Annotated in this window: 24 protein-coding genes and 1 pseudogene; 12 read left to right on the top strand and 13 right to left on the bottom strand. The window is 43.9% G+C overall.

Translation table 11 applies throughout. The annotated features are described in order from the left end of the window. Nucleotides 1-2 precede the first annotated feature (2 nt). Nucleotides 3-788: an NRDE family protein gene (locus ABZP31_RS01945; RefSeq protein WP_005023333.1), complete on the bottom strand. Its 786-nt coding sequence runs from the start codon at nt 786-788 to the stop codon at nt 3-5. Between the two features lie 94 nt (nt 789-882). Here ABZP31_RS01945 and lgt point away from each other — a divergent pair, with 94 nt between their 5' ends. The 3 genes from lgt (at nt 883) to ABZP31_RS01930 (ending at nt 2,521) form a co-directional block, all read left to right on the top strand. Further along, entirely contained in the window at nt 883-1,692 is an 810-nt protein-coding gene (lgt, locus tag ABZP31_RS01940; RefSeq protein ID WP_367156876.1) for a prolipoprotein diacylglyceryl transferase, read from the top strand. 71 nt (nt 1,693-1,763) lie between these two features. Then, nucleotides 1,764-2,150, top strand: coding sequence for a hypothetical protein (locus tag ABZP31_RS01935; RefSeq protein ID WP_005016614.1), 387 nt, complete (start codon nt 1,764-1,766; stop codon nt 2,148-2,150). Beyond that, nucleotides 2,150-2,521, top strand: a complete 372-nt coding sequence (locus ABZP31_RS01930; RefSeq protein WP_005023331.1) for a hypothetical protein — start codon at nt 2,150-2,152, stop codon at nt 2,519-2,521. The genes ABZP31_RS01935 and ABZP31_RS01930 overlap by 1 nt, the downstream gene beginning before the upstream one ends. A 48-nt stretch (nt 2,522-2,569) precedes the next feature. Here the strand turns inward: ABZP31_RS01930 and ABZP31_RS01925 are convergent, their stop codons facing one another. Genes ABZP31_RS01925 through ABZP31_RS01910 form a run of 4 tightly spaced genes read right to left on the bottom strand, consistent with a single transcriptional unit; the run spans nt 2,570 to nt 5,580 of the window. Next, nucleotides 2,570-3,241, bottom strand: a complete 672-nt coding sequence (locus ABZP31_RS01925) for a glycosyltransferase family 2 protein (RefSeq protein ID WP_005023329.1) — start codon at nt 3,239-3,241, stop codon at nt 2,570-2,572. Further along, nucleotides 3,238-3,834 (bottom strand): SAM-dependent methyltransferase, encoded by a 597-nt coding sequence (locus tag ABZP31_RS01920; RefSeq protein ID WP_005023325.1) that lies wholly within the window; start codon nt 3,832-3,834, stop codon nt 3,238-3,240. Before ABZP31_RS01920 ends, ABZP31_RS01925 begins: the two co-directional genes overlap by 4 nt. After that, nucleotides 3,827-4,606: a PIG-L deacetylase family protein gene (locus ABZP31_RS01915; RefSeq protein WP_005023323.1), complete on the bottom strand. Its 780-nt coding sequence runs from the start codon at nt 4,604-4,606 to the stop codon at nt 3,827-3,829. The genes ABZP31_RS01920 and ABZP31_RS01915 overlap by 8 nt, the downstream gene beginning before the upstream one ends. Beyond that, the gene (locus tag ABZP31_RS01910) at nt 4,594-5,580 is read right to left on the bottom strand and encodes an acyl-CoA/acyl-ACP dehydrogenase (protein ID WP_005023320.1); all 987 of its coding nucleotides are present in this window, start codon (nt 5,578-5,580) and stop codon (nt 4,594-4,596) included. The genes ABZP31_RS01915 and ABZP31_RS01910 overlap by 13 nt, the downstream gene beginning before the upstream one ends. Nucleotides 5,581-5,947: 367 nt before the next feature. Between ABZP31_RS01910 and thyA the strand changes: the two genes are divergently transcribed. The 5 genes and pseudogenes from thyA (at nt 5,948) to msrA (ending at nt 9,619) form a co-directional block, all read left to right on the top strand. Next, entirely contained in the window at nt 5,948-6,790 is an 843-nt protein-coding gene (thyA, locus tag ABZP31_RS01905) for a thymidylate synthase (protein ID WP_005023318.1), read from the top strand. After that, a complete protein-coding gene (locus tag ABZP31_RS01900) occupies nt 6,787-7,299 on the top strand; it encodes a dihydrofolate reductase (RefSeq protein WP_005023315.1) in 513 nt (170 codons plus the stop codon). Before thyA ends, ABZP31_RS01900 begins: the two co-directional genes overlap by 4 nt. Nucleotides 7,300-7,326: 27 nt before the next feature. After that, nucleotides 7,327-8,383, top strand: a pseudogene (locus ABZP31_RS01895) (DUF4105 domain-containing protein). A 119-nt stretch (nt 8,384-8,502) separates the two neighbouring features. Next, nucleotides 8,503-8,973: an META domain-containing protein gene (locus tag ABZP31_RS01890; RefSeq protein ID WP_005023310.1), complete on the top strand. Its 471-nt coding sequence runs from the start codon at nt 8,503-8,505 to the stop codon at nt 8,971-8,973. A 121-nt stretch (nt 8,974-9,094) separates the two neighbouring features. Then, the gene (gene msrA / locus ABZP31_RS01885) at nt 9,095-9,619 is read left to right on the top strand and encodes a peptide-methionine (S)-S-oxide reductase MsrA (RefSeq protein ID WP_005016635.1); all 525 of its coding nucleotides are present in this window, start codon (nt 9,095-9,097) and stop codon (nt 9,617-9,619) included. A gap of 53 nt (nt 9,620-9,672) precedes the next feature. On the opposite strand, the gene ABZP31_RS01880 is transcribed toward msrA, so the two are convergent. The 5 genes from ABZP31_RS01880 to ABZP31_RS01860 form a co-directional block, all read right to left on the bottom strand. Next, entirely contained in the window at nt 9,673-10,077 is a 405-nt protein-coding gene (locus ABZP31_RS01880) for a biopolymer transporter ExbD (RefSeq protein ID WP_005016638.1), read from the bottom strand. Further along, a complete protein-coding gene (locus tag ABZP31_RS01875) occupies nt 10,077-10,703 on the bottom strand; it encodes a MotA/TolQ/ExbB proton channel family protein (protein ID WP_005016640.1) in 627 nt (208 codons plus the stop codon). The genes ABZP31_RS01880 and ABZP31_RS01875 overlap by 1 nt, the downstream gene beginning before the upstream one ends. Nucleotides 10,704-10,722: 19 nt before the next feature. Then, nucleotides 10,723-11,523, bottom strand: coding sequence for a TonB family protein (locus tag ABZP31_RS01870; protein WP_005023308.1), 801 nt, complete (start codon nt 11,521-11,523; stop codon nt 10,723-10,725). Nucleotides 11,524-11,736: 213 nt separating this feature from the next. Then, nucleotides 11,737-12,603 carry a formyltetrahydrofolate deformylase gene (purU, locus tag ABZP31_RS01865; RefSeq protein ID WP_005404562.1) on the bottom strand — a complete coding sequence of 289 codons (867 nt, stop codon included), beginning with the start codon at nt 12,601-12,603 and terminating at the stop codon, nt 11,737-11,739. Nucleotides 12,604-12,698: 95 nt separating this feature from the next. Beyond that, nucleotides 12,699-13,385 carry a TetR/AcrR family transcriptional regulator gene (locus ABZP31_RS01860; RefSeq protein ID WP_010699874.1) on the bottom strand — a complete coding sequence of 229 codons (687 nt, stop codon included), beginning with the start codon at nt 13,383-13,385 and terminating at the stop codon, nt 12,699-12,701. Between the two features lie 115 nt (nt 13,386-13,500). Here ABZP31_RS01860 and ABZP31_RS01855 point away from each other — a divergent pair, with 115 nt between their 5' ends. From ABZP31_RS01855 to ABZP31_RS01840, 4 genes are all read left to right on the top strand, one after another. Beyond that, a complete protein-coding gene (locus ABZP31_RS01855; protein WP_005023304.1) occupies nt 13,501-14,949 on the top strand; it encodes a coniferyl aldehyde dehydrogenase in 1,449 nt (482 codons plus the stop codon). A gap of 163 nt (nt 14,950-15,112) precedes the next feature. Beyond that, on the top strand, nt 15,113-15,349 hold the full coding sequence (gene rpmB, locus ABZP31_RS01850) for a 50S ribosomal protein L28 (RefSeq protein WP_000048256.1): 237 nt from the start codon (nt 15,113-15,115) through the stop codon (nt 15,347-15,349). Between the two features lie 12 nt (nt 15,350-15,361). Further along, nucleotides 15,362-15,517, top strand: a complete 156-nt coding sequence (rpmG, locus tag ABZP31_RS01845; RefSeq protein ID WP_001205031.1) for a 50S ribosomal protein L33 — start codon at nt 15,362-15,364, stop codon at nt 15,515-15,517. A 156-nt stretch (nt 15,518-15,673) separates the two neighbouring features. Continuing rightward, nucleotides 15,674-17,392, top strand: coding sequence for a cation:proton antiporter (locus tag ABZP31_RS01840; RefSeq protein WP_005016649.1), 1,719 nt, complete (start codon nt 15,674-15,676; stop codon nt 17,390-17,392). A gap of 69 nt (nt 17,393-17,461) precedes the next feature. Here ABZP31_RS01840 and ABZP31_RS01835 read toward each other — a convergent pair whose 3' ends face one another. The 3 genes from ABZP31_RS01835 to ABZP31_RS01825 all read right to left on the bottom strand — a co-directional run bounded on the left by ABZP31_RS01835 (nt 17,462) and on the right by ABZP31_RS01825 (nt 18,864). Then, nucleotides 17,462-17,740 carry a hypothetical protein gene (locus ABZP31_RS01835; protein ID WP_005016657.1) on the bottom strand — a complete coding sequence of 93 codons (279 nt, stop codon included), beginning with the start codon at nt 17,738-17,740 and terminating at the stop codon, nt 17,462-17,464. A 106-nt stretch (nt 17,741-17,846) separates the two neighbouring features. Next, nucleotides 17,847-18,350 carry a DUF6586 family protein gene (locus tag ABZP31_RS01830; RefSeq protein ID WP_005023301.1) on the bottom strand — a complete coding sequence of 168 codons (504 nt, stop codon included), beginning with the start codon at nt 18,348-18,350 and terminating at the stop codon, nt 17,847-17,849. A 262-nt stretch (nt 18,351-18,612) separates the two neighbouring features. After that, complete coding sequence (locus ABZP31_RS01825) at nt 18,613-18,864, bottom strand: RNA-binding protein (RefSeq protein ID WP_005016663.1); 252 nt, start codon at nt 18,862-18,864, stop codon at nt 18,613-18,615. Nucleotides 18,865-18,925 lie beyond the last annotated feature (61 nt).

Raw genomic sequence — 18,925 nt, 5'->3', positions numbered from 1 at the left:
ATTTATTTTTGTTGAGTCAGAGAAATCCGCTGCTGCACAATCTGCCCGCTCTGCTCTCCTTGCTGAGTCTTTTCCAGCCAATTCCATGCATGATGGTACAACCTTAAAAAATTTGAACACCGGGTTCCGTACATCGGGCTTTGAATAAAAGTAGAAGAAAGTAGCAGTTCCATATCCTGACTGATACCCGTCTCTGGCAGGGCATTCTGATCTACCTTGCGCTCATCTTCTAAAATATCCCAGACAGCTGACTCCAGTATGTGCTCAGCAACAGGACGCTGGAGCATAGGTAAAAATTCCTGGGTAAAGCGCTTTCGTAAATGCAAGGTCTTTTGCCAGGAGTCGCTCATGAGCCCGTTAGAAATTACGTATACGCCACTGGCCAGCACCTGAGGAGCCTCACCTCGGTTACTCATATATACTGCCTGCGTTTGATCTCCTATCACCAGGTTAAAACCAGCATATTCCTGCTGTTGTTTCTCAAGCATTTGAGCAAAGCGAATGGGTTTCTGCTCAGATTCCAAAAAGGCCTGCACTAAATGACCACGCGAGGTCGGATAATGCTGCCGGTCTGTGCCATCACGAAAATTGGTGATCACTGCCCAACGTCCAGATGCTGTAATACCCATCCACGTACCACCAGATTGTAAATCTTTGCCAGCTATAACCGGACTGTTCTCCCAGTGATTCAAGACTTGCGTAGGTCGCTGATAAAACTCATCCCGGTTAGAAATCAGGCATAATGGCATACGATCTAACACTTGCCAGGCTAAAGCCACAATACACATAGGCATCTCTCATGATCTTTACACATTGAATGTACAACATTTTTAGGAACATTCCGCTAGAATCTGTGCAAAACGAATACATAAAGGAGCTGTAATGCTGACCTATCCGAGTATTGACCCAGTCGCGCTGGCACTGGGTCCTTTAAAAGTTCACTGGTATGGGCTGATGTATTTATTGGCCTTCTTGTTTGCTTGGGGACTGGCCAGCTACCGGGTTAAACAGCGTGTAGGCTGGACCACCGATATGGTATCTGATCTGGTTTTCTACGGCGCACTTGGTGTTGTGATCGGTGGACGGCTGGGTTATGTGTTCTTTTACGGATTTGATCAGTTCCTAGCCAACCCGCTCTGGTTATTCGAGGTCTGGACCGGGGGCATGAGTTTCCATGGCGGTTTTCTGGGGGTTATGCTAGCAATGCTGCTCTGGTGCCGTAAATATCAGAAAACCTGGTTCCAGACACTGGACTTTATTGCGCCATGTGTCCCCACTGGTTTGATGTTTGGCCGCATCGGAAACTTTATCGGTAGTGAGCTTTGGGGTCGTCCAGTTATCAATCCAGACTATCCCTTCGGAATGGTTTTTCCGCATGTAGATAATCTGGTACGTCACCCATCCCAGCTTTATCAAGCTTTAGGCGAAGGCCTGATTCTGTTTATCGTGTTGTGGTGGTTTAGTTCCAAGCCACGTCCACGTATGGCAGTTTCAGCGCTGTTCCTGATCGGTTATGGTATTGCACGCTTTGTGGTTGAGTTCTTCCGTGAACCGGACAATGGCCAGCTCTTTATTGGCTGGATGAGTAAAGGCCAGTTCCTGACCCTGCCAATGATACTGATTGGTCTGTGGATGATGTGGTACGCCTACCACAGAAAAATTTATGACTGGGGTCCACAGAAAAATACCTGATACATAGAGGAGCAATTGCTCCTCTTTTTTATGCTAAAGTTCTGAGCTGTTCTGCTTGATTTCAAAAGACTATGCTTGAGTTCTGGTTTGATCCTAAAGTTTCCATCACACGTAAATTGCTGATCTTTGTATCTATTGCAATAATTACTGCTGTGCTGTATGGGATGCAGCCGTTGGCATTAGACGCTATTTTAATGTTTTCGGGCACAGGTATCATTTTTTTAATCTGCCGTTACTGCAAAATGCACTTTGCAGCCGGGCAGCCCGCTGGCTTGCTCTATCGTCTGTTAACCTGGATTCCCATAGCATTATTGCTTGCCCTGATTTTTATGAATATGAAAGAGGGCGAAATTTTACTGCCAGGTGCACAGGGAATTGGTTTTATGGCACTGGCCGTTTGTCTGTTCTCGCCTTTATCCCTTCTACATAAAAACAAAAATCCAGAAGAGAGTATGTAATGCTTGATTTTTGGTATTCGGCACGCTGCACCCGTCAGGTTAAGCTGATAGTTTGTATTATGACCTGTGCCATGATTTACCTGTGTTCTACTGTGCAGGCGTTGTCGGCTGTATTGACAGGATTTAGTCTTGGTTTGGGCATATCAATACATCTACTCAGGCAGCTGAATCTTAAAATAAGACAAGATAATATTTATAAAAATGGCCTTTCTATTTTGCTCTATAGCGTACCTTTGGCTGTTTTTCTTATTTTGCTTTATGTATTGCCTGATGAACATAAAATGATTTTAGGATTACAGGTGCTAGGGTTTACTGCATTAGGACTATTTATCGTATCGATCTATGAAAACCGCGCCAAACGCTTTAAATAAATTTTTCTCCAACCAAAACGCTAGATTTATATTTGAACTATAGGCATTTCAGGTTTCAGGACAATAAGCTGTAGTTTCAAGCTGTTTTAGAAAAGTCGAAAAACCTTGAGGTGTACGGGCTATTAAGCGGCTACTGGTCATGACCCTTACCCGGTTACTCCATATCACCTTGTATTGCAGGTTTAACATTCTTTTCACCAGACCTACATCCTCATGACAGGTTAGTGCTCCAAACCCGCCAGACTTGATATAGGCCTCGGCACTAAAACTCAAGTTGGCGCCATGAATATGTCGATGATCCATATCATCACAATAATGCTGCAGATAGCGCTGCCGGGTAAGTGACGACAGATGTTGCCAGCTATCTACCTCAACCACGCCACAGATTACATCAGCAGGCTGATGCAATAGCTGCTGCTTAAGCCAGAAGCGGTCTACTTTCGAATCTGCATCAGTGCAGGCAATCCAGCGGGCACCTGTAGCAATGAGAGTGCGAACACCCAGATCACGGGCATGGCCTACACAGCGCACTGCACACTGCAAGTAGTTTATACCTGCACGTTGTACCAGTTTCAGAGACTGATCGGTACAACTATCTAGCACCACCAAAACTCTTACCTGAACGGAAGCCGGCAGTTCATCTACAGCCTGTTGAATGGCCAGCAGGCAGTCAGACAGATGCTCTTCCTCATTATGGGCAGGAATGACAATGCCAATCATGTTAGTCCCTCCTGATGTGCCAAGCTACCAGACTCTGTAGTCCAGAGGTCGACCAGAAAATCCGGATCATCTAACCCAAGATAATGATAAAGTTTCAGGTGCTGCTTTAACAGCTGATGGACTAAATTCCCGTTTAAACTAAACCCGTCAATTGGGTAACGCCAGTGACAGCACAGCAAAGTACCGGTGTCATTTAAACTCCGTTGTACCCATTCAATCAGCTGTAACAGTTCATTCTCATTTAAATAGTAAGCAATCTCGCTAATCACGATGAGATCAAATTTTTCTTCAGGACACTGCTGGGGAATCCGTTTCTGCTGTATATCAATATGTAGCTGTCCTTTTAAGCGCTGCCGGGCCAACTCGACTGCTTTGCTGTTTGCATCCAAACCAAGCAGTTCGTCACAGCGGCTGGCCAGCTCTTGACTAAAAACCCCATTGGCACAGCCAAGTTCCAATATGCGTCCGTACCTTTGCCGGGGTAGCAAGGCCAGACAAATCTGCCGTTTGCGCTGTTCATACCAGCGCTGGGTATAACCCCATGGGTCATCATTATAATGATAGAGTGTATCAAAGTAATCCTGTTCAGGCATGTATATAAACCTCGCAGGGCATCAAGATTCGCTCTACCGTATGTGAAGATAAAATAGGTGCCTGTCCGGTACTTGGGTCTGTTTCAAGCTGGCTTTTAAAGCACTGAATCGCCTGTTTCTTGAGCCTGAGCTGTGCGGCTGTCAGTTCCAGCTTGCAGGCAGATTTCCAGGGAATACGGTTGTCCTGTGGCCTGGCCCAGTGCCATGACCAGATCAGGACTTGATAACAGCTAAGCTGCTGTTGATCTGCCAGCCGCTGTACAGTTTGACCAGTTGCTTCATGATCAGGATGACCATCCTTTGCAAATGTACACACCAGAATATCATCAGGTCTGACCAGCTCTTTTAGAGCAGCATACAACTTTTGCTGCTCAGCAGTCACTTCACCATCTGTCAGCTGCAGTGCAATCCGGTTTACCCGATTCTGCACGCCTAATACTTTAAGCGCATTCAGGCTCTCTTGAGGCCGCAGCTGATCCAGCTGCTGTGGTGTATAAAGCTGTGAGTCCGGATGGCTTTGTGTACCATTAGTCACAGCCACCAGCAGAATTTCACGTTCCAGTGTACTAAGCTGCTGTATCAGGCCAGCACATCCTAAAATTTCATCGTCTGGATGCGGCGCTATAATCAGTATACGTTGCCCTGCCGGAAAGGCTTGCTCAGGGACAAGCGTCTGTAATGACTGTAACCCGCTCCATTGCTGCCAAGCCCGTTTGGTCGTGCCATTTCCATAAATCAGGCGGTCTCCTACCGGACTATTTATAACATCCATGCAGTGTCCTCCATAACCGAACGCTCACCAATCTGTTCCAGATCAAAAGCCGCATGGCTTTGCCTTAAAAAAACCGGTAAATCTGCTGCCATTTGGGCAAACATGGTATTTTCACAGAAAGGTCGTGCTCCCAATGCCTTACCAACCAAGTCCAGAACCTTTTGTGCAGTCTGCTCAGTCTGAATACGCAACATCCGAATAATCAGCTCGTGACTTTGCGTAGGATGCTGATCAATTTGTGCTGCTACATATTTGAAATATTCACGGGTGGTAGCTAACGCACTATTTACTTCACCTAGATACATTAGCCGAAAAGTATTGGGTTTCTCCTGACAGGCCTGTTGTAATGTATGGGCCAGACGGGTAGCCGCACCATACCAGCAAGCTGCCACACCAGCAGCACCATGCCAGAATCCTGATCGGTCTAGATATTGTCCGGGCTGCCCTACCGTTTGTGCAACAACTTTATTAAAACTGATTTTTGCAGTCTGGGTATAAGCCATTCCTATAGCATTCCATCCACTATGGTCGATGCAAATATCTGGCTGGTGCATGTCAACAATTAACAGCTGTGAATTATTCTGTGTATCCCGATAGGTCATGAGTCCATAATCGACCAGCCCCGCACCCGAACACCAGTACTTATTACCTGAACATTGCCCATTTTGGTAATAAAGTGGTTGTATGCCACCCTCTGCAGCCCAGACAGCATAGACTCCCGCAGGCACCTTGCTGTAACCAAGCTCATGCAAAATACTCAAAGCATCCAGATGGGATTCAAACCATTTCACCAGATTCAGGTTAGTTGCCGCGACTTTTGCCAGAACTTTCCAGCGTTCATACGTCTGGCCGCTTGCAGGATGAGGAATTTCGCTACTCAAATTGCAAAGTTGCTTAAATGTCGTGATCAAACTGTCTGAAAGATGAGAAGAATCCTGCTCAAACTTGGTCAATATGATATTCAGGGTGGTCATAAAACTCCCAGATATAGCTGTATTACTTTAAAAAGAACACAGCGAGCTCAATGATTATGATGAATTTTTTATAATTAAAAACTTATAACATTGAATAACTTGATACTCATAGAGGTCTTATACCTTTCATTCAGTCAGGTTCTGTAAAAAAATATTATTAAAAGTAACTTACTCAGTAATTATTTTTATATCCGGTTCTGTTGATATTCAGGAACGTGGTTGGAAAATAAAACCATGATGAACCTCGTCTTTTAATGTAGCGGTTTTCAGTCAGGCTAAAAAAAGCTAATATGTACGGTCAGCTGATACTTATCTCTGATCTTCTTAAGCCCTTCGATTTTCTTAGGCCCTTCCTAGTGAGAGAACCATGCGCCAATATCTAGACCTTTTACAACATATCCTTGAACATGGTGGTGATAAAGGTGATCGTACCGGAACAGGTACTCGTTCTGTATTTGGTCATCAGATGCGCTTTGACCTCTCTAAAGGCTTTCCACTTTTAACCACAAAAAAGGTCCATTTTCGCTCTATCGTCGTTGAACTGTTATGGTTTTTAAAAGGCGATACCAATGTGAAATATTTACAGGATAACAAAGTAACAATCTGGGATGAATGGGCAACAGCTGAACAAACTGCCCGCTTTGGGCGTCCTGCCGGAGAACTGGGACCAGTCTATGGACATCAATGGCGTAACTTTGGTGCGACCCAGAATGAAGATGGCAGTTATCAGCAAAACGGGTTTGACCAGATTTCCTGGCTAATTAATGAGATCAGAACCAATCCGAATTCACGCCGGCTCATCGTTTCTGGCTGGAATCCTAAAGAAGCCAGCCAGGTTGCATTGCCACCTTGCCATACCCTGTTTCAGTTTTTTGTACAAAATGGCAAATTGTCTTGCCAGCTTTACCAGCGCAGTGCCGATGTATTCCTGGGTGTACCCTTCAATATTGCGAGTTATGCCCTGCTCACTCATATGATTGCTCAAGTCTGTGACCTTCAAGTTGGTGATTTTGTCTGGACCGGGGGTGATACACACCTGTATGCCAACCATTTTGAGCAAGCCAGATTACAGCTGGGCCGTGATCCGCTAGAACTGTGTCAGTTAAAACTGAATCCAGAAGTAAAAAGTATTTTTGACTTTAAATTTGAAGATATTGACATTATAAATTATCACTCGCATCCTGCAATCAAGGCACCGGTGGCTGTATGAGTTTTCAAGGCTTAGAAGTTGTACATGTAGTTGCGATGGACCAGCAGCGCTGTATTGGCAAAAATAATGATCTGCCTTGGCACATTCCAGCTGACCTCAAGCATTTTAAAGAGATTACTCAGGGCGGTGTAGTAATCATGGGCCGCAAGACCCTGGAATCCATGGGACGTGCTCTACCTAAACGGGTCAACTGGGTAATTACCCGTGATCCAGACTGGTCGTTTGAAGGTACCAAGGTTGCACATAGCATCGAGGATGCTCTAGAACAGGCCATCACTGATGTGAAAACCAGTGAAAAACCTGAGAGTTTATTCATCATTGGGGGTGGAGAAATCTTTAGACAGACGCTGGAGATAGCTGACCGTCTGGAGCTTACTCATGTTAAACTAAATGTGCAGGGTGAAGCTTATTATCCTGAAATTCCTGAATTTTTTAAAAGGATTCAAAGTACACCACAAAAAGATGACAAAAGCGGAATTGAGTTTGAGTTTGCAACCTATCAGAAATAGAAGGGACTCAGACTGACTTGATCACTTATGCACAATATTGGAAAACGTGATTTTTTTTATTGCTTTAGGCAAAGGGTTACTGCATTTTATCTTTAGCTTGTTTGTTATTCTTTCATCTATCTGGTTATGTCTGGCACTCTGGGTTCAGGAACCTGTTAGCTGGCTGGTTACCCGGATTCTGATCGGAAGCTGGATCGCTTTTGCACTTAGTGTGCTTGGTATTTATGCCAGCCAGCATTTTTTTAGCCGCCGTATAAACAGTATCATCTATATTTTGTGTTTTATGGGTGCCCTGTCTTGGTATATAGGACTGGATGCCCGGCAAGACCGCGACTGGAACCCGGAAGTTTCCCGACTTCTTGAATACGAGCGTCAGGGTGATCAAGTAACCTTACATAATGTCCGTAACTTTGCTTGGGAAGCAGACGGTAAAGTCCATGAGCGCTGGGAAACCCGGCATTTTGATTTAAACCAGATTACCGGAATTAATATCATCACCTCTTACTGGATGGGTCCACAAATTGCTCATACCCTGGTCAGTTTTGATTTTGCCAATCAGGAGCCCCTTACCTTTTCTATTGAAATTCGTAAAGAAAGAAATGAAGAGTTTTCAGCGATTGGCGGTTTTTTTAGACAGTACGAACTGAGCTTGGTGGCCTCGGATGAGCAGGATATTATCTATACTCGTAGTAATATTCGTCATCAACAGGTATATTTTTTTCCCATCAGGATGAGTGCCTCGGAACGTAAGGCTCTTTTTTTAGAATATTTAAAGACGGCAGATGAACTGCGGGCAGAACCGCAGTGGTATAACACTCTGACCAGTAATTGTACTACCATCATTTTTGATATGGTTCAGGCAATTAACCCGTATCAGTTACCCAAAGATTATCGGCTGCTGGCTTCGGGCTATTTACCAGAGTATTTGTATGATCTGTATGCTCTAGATCATCAATGGAGCATTCAGGAATGGTATCAGCATGCACATATTAACCCGCGCACTGAACAGATCAGTCAGAATCCTGAAAAGATTCAACAGTTCTCTCAACTGATGCGTCAGGGTTTACCCTCACCTCAGCCTTAAAAAGTGAGACTTTACTCATTTTATTTAGAAAATACACCTAAAGCTACATATTGAAGCTAAATTTTGCGTTATGTTTTTACTTTAATGTCAATAACATAATAAATGATGAGAACGCTAAAATGTTTAAACAGATTTTAATGGCGAGCGTGATAGGCAGTTCGGTTCTATTTACTGCATGTACGAATATGCCTGATCAAGGCAATACTACTGTCGACGTTGTTCAAGCACAATTATTGGATCGCAACTGGACCGTAACATATATCGGCAATACCGAGATTGTTAAAACTAGCCAAGCTGTCCAGACTCTCCCAAGCCTGATGCTTGAATCAGCCACACAACGTTTTAGCGGCACTGATGGCTGCAACCGGATTATGGGTAGCTATCAGCTTACCAATAAAGGACTGGTTTTTGGCCAGATGGCATCCACCCGTATGGCTTGTTTAAATCCGAGTAACCAGCAGGTTGCTGCAGCTTATAACGAGGCTCTCGCTAAAGTAAGCGCTTATCAGGTCTATCATAAAACCTTAAAGTTACTCGACCGTCATGGCAATGTAGTAATGCAGCTTAGCAGTCCAGCCCGACTACGCTAAGAATTGAATAGATTGATTTGCCCGTTTAGACGGGCTTTTTTACGTCTGTTGCACACAAGCTCTATTGTAGCTCTATGAAAATTTATTATAGTGGAGGAAATCTATTCAACAGGATAAGACTATGCAACAGGCATTATTTGGAGGCGGCTGTTTCTGGTGTGTTGAAGCAGTTTTTCTGCAACTCAAAGGTGTAGAAAAAGTCGTCAGTGGCTATGCAGGCGGTCATACTGAGAATCCGGATTATGAAGCTGTATGTAGCGGACAGACACATCATGCCGAAGTCATTCTGGTAGAGTTTGATGAACAGCAGATCAGCTATCAGCAGCTACTTGAAGTATTTTTTGCCACTCATGACCCAACTACGTTAAACCGTCAAGGCAATGACATTGGCACACAGTACCGCTCAGTGATTTATTATTTTGATGAAGAACAGCAGCAACAGGCACAGCAGATGATTAATGCGCTCAAAGCTGAGGGTTTAGATATTGTGACAGAACTGAGTCCGGTACCTACTTTTTATGAGGCTGAAGAGTATCATCAGAATTTTTTTGCCAAAAACCCTTCCCAAGGCTACTGTAACTTTATGATTCCTCCAAAACTGTTAAAGTTGAGAAATAAATTCCAGGATTTACTCAAATCTGAATAAAAAACATCTATAAAAAAAGCGGCTATACTGGCCGCTTTTTTAACGTTTTTATTTTAATTATCACTAACGAAAGCAATATCGCTGAGCCCGGCTTCGCTCGCACGAGACATTACCTGCGCTACAGTGTCATACCGTGAGTCTTTATCTGCTCTTAGCTGAACTGTGGGTTTACGTTCAGCCTGTCCGGCTTCTGCAAACCGGGTTTCAAGCTCTTGAAGACTGATCATCTGATCATTCCATGCCACCTGATTCTGGGCATTGATACTGATTGTAATCGCCTCAGGCGGCGGATCGATAATTTCTGCTGTAGTTTGTGGCAGATTTAATGGAATTGATGGGTTGGCAACGGTCGCTGTCACCAGAAAGATGATCATCAAAACCAGCATAATATCGATGAGCGGAATGAGATTCATCTCATTCATGCCAGCATCGTTATCTTCACCCAATTGAAAAGCCATTAAGCCTGACCTCCAGCATATTGCTGCTGTGCAGCATTATTTACTTCTGTTTTAGATACATTACTGTCCTGCTGTAACATAGTATCAATCAGCAAGCTATGTGCCTGATCTTGCAGGTCATGAGCAAGTCCACGATTGAAACGTACTGCAATGTTATAAGCCAGTACTGCAGGAATCGCTACGGCCAAACCAAGTCCTGTCATGATCAAGGCCTCACCTACTGGTGTTGCAACCTGAGCAAGACCGGCCTGGCCACTCTTACCTACGGCCACCAGGGCATGAAAGATTCCCCATACTGTACCGAACAAGCCAACAAATGGTGCAATAGAAGCAATAGTCCCCAAGACTGCCACACCTTTTTCTGCAGAAGCTTTCTCTGCAGAAATCTGGCGCAGTAGAGCCTGTTCAGCGACTGCTTTACGCTGCTCAAAACCGAGTGGTGCCAGTTTGGTTTTAAGTTTAGCCAAAGCCTGCGAGAGTTGAGCATAAGCTTGCTGTTTAAGTTGGCGGGTACCCATCAGACGTAAAATAAAGATGGTCCATGTCGCAATCGACATTGCCAAGAGCACGAAATACAGTGTTTTGCTGACTGCATCCGCATGTTGCCAATAAACTGAAAAGTTCATACTCGAACTCCTGAAAATGTTAGCCGTTAGGATTCAATGTTAATTCAAATGGCTGCTCGGCCCGGATCGGATAAGCTACACCATTTTCTTTATACGGTTTGAATTTTGCACTACGCACTGCGCGTAAAATCTTTTCATCGAGTGCACTAATCCCACTTGATTTGGTAATACGGGTCCGCTCTTTAATAATAGAACCTTTTTCATCTGCCTCGATATGCACCACAATTACCCGGGTTTCACCCTGCAAGTCTTTATTACTATAAGACGGTTTTGGTGAACGGCTCCACTGTACTCCTGCTCCACCAATTGAAACAGTTTTTGGAGACGGTGGCGAAGGCGGAGCCGGTGGTGCAGCAGCAGGTGCAGGTGGCGCAGCGGGTGCGGATGCCGGTTTAGCTATTTTAGTTTCTGAAGCTGTTGTGGTAGCTACAGGTGAAGGCACTGGCGGTATTTCTACCGGTTTCGCAACAGGTTTAGGTGCTTCAGCTTTTTTCACCTGCTGAACCTTCTCAACCTTTTTCGGTGGCGGAGGTAAAGGTTTTTCAACTACTTTTACTTCTTTAACCTCTTTTGGCTTGGCAGGTTCAGCTTTTTTTGGCTCAACCTTTGGTTTAGGTGGTAAAGGTTCAGGTGGCTGCTGGATCTTGACAAACCGGACCTGTAAAGGTTCTTTTTCAATCGGTTTAAGATCAGCAGTTTTAAGATGGCTCACACCCCAAAGCACACCGATATGCCCGACCATTACCACAGCTAAAGCTGCGACAATTTTCTTTTTCATCGGGTTAGAAGGGGGCATACTGGACACGGAGGAATGACTCATAAGAATCTGTTACCTAATAGATTGCTTTACTTCAATACAACAGGAGAAGAAGATAAAGCTCATCGGTTAGCACAATGAAAGTATCGCAATAATAAATGAGAAGTGTTTTCATTTGCAACCGTTATTTAATTTATTTTAACCAACTTTCTAATTCAGCAATAAAAAAAGGCATATCCCTAGATATGCCTTTTTTTAGTCAGACTTTAATTAGTTTTACTGAAAAACAACGGTCTTGTTGCCATCTACAATAATACGGTCTTCAAGGTGCCATCTCACTGCTCGCGCCAGTACGTGGCGCTCTACATCCTGACCAAGCTCACGCAACTGCTCTACTGTAAAGTCATGGCTCACCCGTTCTACATCCTGCTCAATTATCGGACCCTGATCCAGATCAGCAGTGACATAATGTGCTGTAGCCCCAATCAGTTTTACACCTTTGTCATAAGCTTGCTGATATGGATTAGCTCCTACAAATGCTGGCAGGAACGAGTGATGAATATTAATAATTTTCATCTCCCATTTGCTGACAAACTCTTCGTCCAGGATCTGCATATAACGTGCCAGTACCAACAGATCATTGCCCTGCATCAATTCATCAATCTTCGCATAAGCTTCACGCTTGTTTTCTTTATTGACGGGCACCACTTCAAATGGAATACCAAAGTTCTCTACTGCTGAACGCAGAGTCTCATGATTAGATACCACCTTGGTAATTTCACATGGCAGAGCTCCGCGGGCATGACGCCATAGCAGCTCGAGCAAGGCATGGTCGACTTTAGAGACTAAGATACCCACTTTTTTCACATCACTGACAAAAGCCAGACGCCAGTGCATGTCATAACGCTGGGCTACATTCACAGCAAAGGTCTGGATCAGTGTTTCCTTACGGGTCTGCAAATGTTCAAGTTCAAATTCAACACGCATGAAATATCGACCGCCCTGCGCTTCAGTTGCATATTGATCAAGTGCGGTAATATTTGCTCCCTGATGATACAAAAAGCTCGATACAGCCTGCACAATGCCCGGCTTGTCTTCACAAGTAATCAGGAGTCGTGCTGTATTGGCAGTGGTCATGTTCATGTCGGTTGATATCGCTTATAAGTCAAATTAAAAACAAGCCGCATATTCTAGCGCGTTTTTACGGCGGGCAGAATAGTTATGAAAAAAGCTGTATGCTATTTTGCTGAAGACAGGCTGGCAAACAGTTCTGAAGAGCCGAAGGTTTCAAGCAGACGCTCATAAGTCTCACGACTTTCTCCCATGAGGTATGGCCCTTCCAGAAAGACCATCTGGCGCAGCGCCTGCCATACCCATTTTTCTTCAAGATGGTTGCTGTCACTGATGTGGCCAGACATATACAGGAAATTGGTCCAGTTGGTCAACACAATCCACAGGTTAATAATGAGTGCCTCAATTTCTGAAGCAGTCATTTTCATTAGCCCTGCATCGACAAAAGCCTGATAAATTCTCTGGCCCTGCTGCATGACCTGGCCGGCAAAGCGTGGATACATCTTTCTAAAGTCATCATTGTTTTCGACCAGATGATAAACATCCCGATGCAAAAAGCGGTATTCCCATAACTGGCTGCTAAGAACCTGAAAATAACGAATCTTGTCATTGGCATTCAACTGACGGTCATCTGGCAGAGACAGCATGTCGAGTGTCTCTTTCTGGTATTGTTCCATCAGTTCCTTAATAATTTCCTGCTTGTTGCGAAAATGGTAATACAGGTTACCTGGACTGATTCCCAATTCGGCTGCAATATGGTTGGTGGTTACAGAACGCTCTCCACGCTCATTAAAGAGTTGCAAACTGATCTGCAAAATCCGGTCTTTAGTTTTCATGGTCTTGGAGTGGGACATTCTTAATAACCATCTATTTCAAAAAGTTAGTGGACTAACACATAAAGTGACTTGACTATTTAGAGCATTTACTCTAAAAAATTAAATATTAGATTTTATTTAATGGTAGCGTGTCATGAATAGTCAAACAAAAACAACTCAAATGACTCCACATTCACCTGATATTCAGCATATGCAAGACTTGCTTGAACATCAGAGATTGGCGTATCAGCGTCATCAGGTACCTTCGGCCAAAGAACGTATTGACCGCCTGTCCCGTTTAAGACGCGTACTGGTAAAATATCAGGACCAGTTTGCAGACGCAATCAATCATGATTATTACAACCGTTCAATTGGTGAAACTAAAATTGGCGAGCTGCTGACCTGTCTTGAACATATTAAATATTATAGCAAGCATTTAAGCCAGTGGATGAAACCATCTAAACGTCATGTTGCCATGATTCATCAGCCTGCCAAGGCATGGGTACAATATCAGCCTATGGGCGTGATCGGCATTATTGCGCCTTGGAACTATCCCCTACTTTTATCCATAGGCCCATTAATCTGCGCATTGGCAGCAGGCAACCATGCCATGATCAAGATTTCCAGCGCGTCTTCAAATTTTGGCCAGATTCTGGAACGAGCTCTGGCAGAAGCTTTTCCGCAAGATCTGGTCGCAGTAGTCAATGGAGGCGGCCCTATTTCAGATGCCTTTAGCCATCTGCCTTTTGACAAGATTATTTTTACTGGCTCAACCGCAGTAGGTAAAACTGTAATGGCAGCAGCAGCTGAAAATCTGGTACCAGTCATTTTAGAACTGGGCGGCAAGTCACCAGTGGTAGTACACCCTTCCATGAATATGAAAGATCTGGCACAGCGGATCGCTGTGGGCAAACTCTGGAATGCTGGACAGACCTGTGTTGCACCAGACTACATGTTTCTACCCAAAGGTAAGACAGAGGAATTTATAGCAGAATTCCGTACGATTGCCACGACTATGTATCCTCATTTACGTAATAATCAAGATTACACCTCCATCGTAAATGACAAGCAATACCGCCGGGTACAGAGTTATTTAGATGATGCGCGTGAACAGGGTGCGCAGATTGTGGAAATTAATCCAAAAAATGAACTGCTGGAAGATGTCTATAAAATTGCACCGACCCTAGTGACTGGGGTCACCAGTTTTATGCAAATCATGCAGAATGAAATTTTTGGGCCGGTACTACCCATCATGGAATATGATCAGATTGATGAAGTGATTGAGTTTATTAATCAACGTCCACGCCCACTTGCGTTATACTATTTCGACTATGATTCAGCACGCGCTGATTATATCGCACAGCGTACGCATTCCGGACATTTTGGTATGAATACCGTATTAACTCACGTTGCTCAGGATGACTTGCCTTTTGGTGGGATCGGGGCCTCCGGTATGGGTAAATATCATGGACCGGAAGGCTTCTTCAGTTTGTCGCATGAACGTTCAATGATGTCAAATTCCAAGCTCTATAGCTTAAAATTTATTCTGCCACCATTTAACAAGCCGCTCTACAAATTGATTTCAAAAACACTGTTGCGTTAAATGATCAAGGCATGATCTATCACACCAGATCATGCTGTGTTTTAACCGAATTCGCTTGTCTTTTAATCGGATTTTTGGTATAAAACGCCCCTTGAATGAATTCATCCGTTTATTTTATGACTGGCCACACATTTGCTGCTGGCTAAATCAATGGAGTTCCACCATGTCTAAGGTTTGCCAAGTTACCGGCAAGCGTCCAGTCGTTGGTAACAACGTCTCACACGCCAACAACAAAACCAAGCGCCGGTTCGAGCCGAACCTGCACCACCACCGTTTCTGGTTAGAAAGCGAAAAGCGTTTTGTACGTCTTCGTCTGACCACTAAAGGTATGCGTATTATCGACAAATTGGGCATTGAAAAGGTTGTAGCTGATCTTCGTGCTCAAGGCCAAAAGATCTAAGGAGTCATTGCAATGCGTGACAAAATTCGCCTAGTTTCGTCTGCTGGTACTGGTTATTTCTATACCACGACTAAAAACAAACGTACAATGCCTGAAAAAATGGAAATCAAAAAGTTTGACCCAAAAATCCGTCAACACGTGATTTTCAAAGAAGCTAAAATCAAGTAATCTTGATGAAGCGCCAAGAAACGATCTCCCTAGAGGTCGTTTTTTTTTGCATTTTTTTTGCTTGACTTGCTACACTTTTTATATCAATAGATTTTGGCATCTTTTGTGCTTTATTTTTATTATTTTCTTTTCACCTCCATCTTTAAGGAGTAGGTAGTGCCTCATGACGTAGATCTCATTATTTTACTGGCAGTCGGTTTTGGTATTGCTCTGATCTTTGGCTATATTGCTGCCCGTCTACGCCTTCCTCCCCTGATTGGCTATCTTATTGCCGGTATCATTATTAGCCCCAACACCCCAGGTATGGTGGGTGATATTCAACTGGCCAACCAGTTAGCCGAACTTGGTGTAATGTTTCTAATGTTTGGTGTGGGCATGCATTTCTCGCTTAATGACCTGCTTCAGGTTAGGCGAATTGCTGTGCCAGGCGCAATTTTACAGATTACAGTAGCAACACTGCTGGGAATCGGTATTAGCATGTTATGGGGCTGGAGTTTCGGCTCAGCTCTGGTCTTTGGTTTAAGTCTTTCCTGTGCCAGTACAGTCGTTTTACTTAAAGCACTGGGTGACCGTGGCCTGCTCGAATCAGTCAACGGCAAAATTGCTGTAGGCTGGCTACTGGTTGAAGATCTGGTTATGGTACTGGTATTGGTGCTGCTTCCTGCTACTGCAGTGCTTTTAGGCGGAACACCACTATCTGATGGTAGTGGCGATGAAAATATCTGGCTTACTTTAGGTCTGACTTTACTTAAAGTGACCGGTTTTATTGCTTTTATGCTGATTATTGGAAAACGCCTAGTCCCAATGATTATGCAGTTTGTCGCACGTCTGGGTTCTCGTGAACTTTTTACTTTAACTGTGGTTGCTGCGGCAGTTTCAATTGCTTATGGCTCATATGCGGTTTTCGGCGTATCGATGGCACTGGGAGCTTTCTTTGCCGGTATGGTAGTCAAGGAATCAGATTTTAGTCATCGTGCTGAAGAGGAAACCTTACCACTGCGTGAAATTTTTTCGGTACTGTTTTTCGTTTCAGTTGGCATGTTATTCGACCCTCGGATTCTAGTCGAAGAACCTGTTCACATTTTAGGTGTAGTCGCCATTATTATGATCGGCAAGACACTGGCAGCGATGGCACTGGTCCTGTTCTTCCGTTATCCGATTAATACAGCCCTGACTGTCGGTGCCTCACTGGCACAAATTGGTGAATTCTCTTTTATCCTGGCCACATTAGGCTTATCTTTAGGTCTGCTTAGCCTGGAAGGCCAGAATCTGATTTTGGCAGGGGCCCTCATTTCGATTAGCCTGAACTCATTTATTTTCTCTGCCATTGAACCAGCACAGCGCTGGATTCGTGAACGATCTCATTTAGCCCGGCTACTGGAGCGTAGCGGTGACCCGCTTGCGATGCTACCGGATGAAGTATCTCAAGACTATCTGCGCGATCAGGTTGTAATTGTTGGGCATGGGGAAGTTGGCCGTCGCATCACTCGCACTTTAATGCAAGAGAATATCAAAGTTGTTATTGCTGAAGAAAACCGCGAAATAGTAGAGAAATTACGTGAGCGGGGTATTGCTGCGGTCAGTGGCGTGGCGACTGAGCCTGGTGTATTGATACAGGCCCATATTATGCATGCGCGACTGTTAGTACTGTCGCCCATGGACATTGTAAATGTGCATCGTATTATCGATATTGCCAAACAGCTAAATCCACAGATTCAGGTACTGATCTGTGCGGAAAGTAAGGAAGAGGCTGAAGTTATCCGGGCAGAAAATATTGGCGAGGTATTCTTTGCCAAAGAAGAAATGGCTAAAAATATGAGTAATCATATCTTGAACCAGATCGAAATTGCGCACCATACAGCCCCGACACACTAGTTAAAATATTTAAAAAAGCGTACTTTGATGTACGCTTTTTTAGTATAAATTTTAAGTTTGCAGTGCTTACTAGCTCAGGTATTTTGGTTTTTCATCAATAACCTGAGCCTGCCACTGATTAACCTGTTTTTCAAGCAGACCAAATAATGCGGCCTGTATCATATGCTGTGCTACTACAGCAGTTTCATCACCAAGCAAGGCTTTAACTTCATCATTAAACTGGATTTTAACCAAGGGTTCTTTTTCTGAACCTGCATTGCGCAATGCCAATTCACCACCTTCGAGCTGTACCAGTTCCAATACTGCTTCCTGATTACCAAATAATTTTTTCAACTGTTGTATAGACATAACTCCTCCATGCTCCGACATGGTGGCAAAGCATTGATACTTTGCATCTCGAAATATTTATATAAGAGCAGGTCAATCAAATTTCAAGTCTATCCAATAGACCGTTTTAGAACTCAACCATTTCATTACGAAAACCATCAATCAGCTGGGTCAGTTCACGGTGCCATTCTCGCAGAATTTTAACATCTGGCAACCAGCTTTGTGGGCCTTGGGTGACTTTAATAATCAGATTGGATGAGGTCTCTTCTTCAGGTACAGGAGCATTAGGTTCAGGTGCATACTGGCATAAGCGATAAGCCCGCTTAAGCTCGGCAATAAAGCCATGTTTGGCCAGTTGCTGCATAACGACCACTTCAGGCGAAACCTGTCCTTTATCTGCCATCTGTTCCTCAATTGACTTTAAGGTAGGCTGTGAATCATTTAAACGGTAATAACGGGCCAGTTCCTGTAAAAATGCCAGTAATGAACCATGCAGATGAAACACAGCAGCCTCACGATAAGCCTGTGCCTGCTGTACATGCTCAATCTGCTCTGCCTGCTGGCAAGCCAGACGTGCAAAATAGAGTTTCTGGTTAGTACGGTCAGCATGAAAGCGGGCAACACGGGACATGAAAAGTCTTCCTAAATTTTGTTTTTACTTACAAGATTAAGATAAACAGAATTAGCCGGGATTCACAATAAGAATTATGGATGAGTGACATAACCTAGATAGATTTTTTCTTTTGAATGATATGACTACATTGCTCTATAGTAATATTTTATTGATCGCTATCCATCTCAGCCAGAGAGTATTCTTCCACAATATAGGGCATATCAGATTTACTCTAATTATTCCAAGTATAAAAAAGGAGCATTATCTGCTCCATCTTTATTTAAGCCTTAGGCTTGTCTTCCGCAGCTTTTACGCGAATACCATGACCATGCAGTCGCAAGGTATTGAGACCCTTGATTGCTTTTACAGCTTCACGCCCATGTGGCATCTCAACAAAGGCAAAGCCTTTAGACTTGCCAGTTTGTGCATCAAGTACTAGCTGGCAGGAGTCAACCGTACCATAGGCCTTAAACAGCTCTAGCAGTTCAGCTTCAGTGACGGTACGTTCCAGGTTGCGTACTAAAATTTTCATAAATTACCTTTTCCAGCGGCAGGTATGTAACATCAAAAAGTATATGCCTACTCTACTTTTC

Source organism: Acinetobacter sp. FL (genome assembly GCF_040744925.1).
Lineage (GTDB): Bacteria > Pseudomonadota > Gammaproteobacteria > Pseudomonadales > Moraxellaceae > Acinetobacter > Acinetobacter radioresistens.
Note: the sequence above shows the minus strand (reverse complement) of the source record. Positions and strands in the feature narration are given on the sequence as shown.

Coding starts and splice junctions, on each gene's coding strand:
- ABZP31_RS01860 (WP_010699874.1), bottom strand. CDS start 13,385: ATGTCCCACTCCAAGACCATGAAAACTAAAGACCGGATTTTGCAGATC.
- lgt (WP_367156876.1), top strand. CDS start 883: ATGCTGACCTATCCGAGTATTGACCCAGTCGCGCTGGCACTGGGTCCT.
- ABZP31_RS01900 (WP_005023315.1), top strand. CDS start 6,787: ATGAGTTTTCAAGGCTTAGAAGTTGTACATGTAGTTGCGATGGACCAG.
- ABZP31_RS01870 (WP_005023308.1), bottom strand. CDS start 11,523: ATGAGTCATTCCTCCGTGTCCAGTATGCCCCCTTCTAACCCGATGAAA.
- ABZP31_RS01915 (WP_005023323.1), bottom strand. CDS start 4,606: ATGGATGTTATAAATAGTCCGGTAGGAGACCGCCTGATTTATGGAAAT.
- ABZP31_RS01930 (WP_005023331.1), top strand. CDS start 2,150: ATGCTTGATTTTTGGTATTCGGCACGCTGCACCCGTCAGGTTAAGCTG.
- ABZP31_RS01935 (WP_005016614.1), top strand. CDS start 1,764: ATGCTTGAGTTCTGGTTTGATCCTAAAGTTTCCATCACACGTAAATTG.
- ABZP31_RS01890 (WP_005023310.1), top strand. CDS start 8,503: ATGTTTAAACAGATTTTAATGGCGAGCGTGATAGGCAGTTCGGTTCTA.
- ABZP31_RS01920 (WP_005023325.1), bottom strand. CDS start 3,834: ATGCCTGAACAGGATTACTTTGATACACTCTATCATTATAATGATGAC.
- ABZP31_RS01945 (WP_005023333.1), bottom strand. CDS start 788: ATGTGTATTGTGGCTTTAGCCTGGCAAGTGTTAGATCGTATGCCATTA.
- rpmB (WP_000048256.1), top strand. CDS start 15,113: ATGTCTAAGGTTTGCCAAGTTACCGGCAAGCGTCCAGTCGTTGGTAAC.
- ABZP31_RS01830 (WP_005023301.1), bottom strand. CDS start 18,350: ATGTCCCGTGTTGCCCGCTTTCATGCTGACCGTACTAACCAGAAACTC.
- rpmG (WP_001205031.1), top strand. CDS start 15,362: ATGCGTGACAAAATTCGCCTAGTTTCGTCTGCTGGTACTGGTTATTTC.
- ABZP31_RS01875 (WP_005016640.1), bottom strand. CDS start 10,703: ATGAACTTTTCAGTTTATTGGCAACATGCGGATGCAGTCAGCAAAACA.
- ABZP31_RS01825 (WP_005016663.1), bottom strand. CDS start 18,864: ATGAAAATTTTAGTACGCAACCTGGAACGTACCGTCACTGAAGCTGAA.
- ABZP31_RS01925 (WP_005023329.1), bottom strand. CDS start 3,241: ATGATTGGCATTGTCATTCCTGCCCATAATGAGGAAGAGCATCTGTCT.
- msrA (WP_005016635.1), top strand. CDS start 9,095: ATGCAACAGGCATTATTTGGAGGCGGCTGTTTCTGGTGTGTTGAAGCA.
- thyA (WP_005023318.1), top strand. CDS start 5,948: ATGCGCCAATATCTAGACCTTTTACAACATATCCTTGAACATGGTGGT.
- purU (WP_005404562.1), bottom strand. CDS start 12,603: ATGAACATGACCACTGCCAATACAGCACGACTCCTGATTACTTGTGAA.
- ABZP31_RS01880 (WP_005016638.1), bottom strand. CDS start 10,077: ATGGCTTTTCAATTGGGTGAAGATAACGATGCTGGCATGAATGAGATG.
- ABZP31_RS01855 (WP_005023304.1), top strand. CDS start 13,501: ATGAATAGTCAAACAAAAACAACTCAAATGACTCCACATTCACCTGAT.
- ABZP31_RS01910 (WP_005023320.1), bottom strand. CDS start 5,580: ATGACCACCCTGAATATCATATTGACCAAGTTTGAGCAGGATTCTTCT.
- ABZP31_RS01835 (WP_005016657.1), bottom strand. CDS start 17,740: ATGTCTATACAACAGTTGAAAAAATTATTTGGTAATCAGGAAGCAGTA.